This window comes from Streptococcus sp. HMSC077D04 (assembly GCF_001808785.1).
GTDB lineage: Bacteria > Bacillota > Bacilli > Lactobacillales > Streptococcaceae > Streptococcus > Streptococcus mitis_BX.
Genome location: NZ_KV794541.1, coordinates 1 through 264, shown reverse-complemented (window position 1 = coordinate 264; position 264 = coordinate 1). Strand labels below are relative to the sequence as shown.

Annotated in this window: 1 protein-coding gene; it reads right to left on the bottom strand. The window is 29.2% G+C overall.

Features of this window, described 5'->3' with window-relative positions; all coding sequences use genetic code 11:
• Positions 1 to 264, bottom strand: a 264-nt coding sequence (locus HMPREF2701_RS11535) for a replication initiator protein A (RefSeq protein ID WP_261674418.1), incomplete at both ends; no start/stop codon positions are given.

Sequence of the window (264 nt, the reverse complement as noted above, 5' to 3'; positions counted from 1 at the left end):
TAAGTCATATTCTTTAAGAATTTTTTTGATTGTCAGTAATTTCGACTTCGAACAACCTAATAGCTTCATCAGTTTAGAATTAGAAAATACTAAATAGACTGCTCCTTCTTCATCTATCCAACCACGACTTAGAGATAATTCTAAACGATCTTTTAATATAGAACAAGCCACCTTTACTTCTAGTTTCATATCCATATATTTTTCATCCTCAAAAAGAATTTTAGGTAATTTATAATACCGTTCTGAAGTTTGGTATTGATTTGC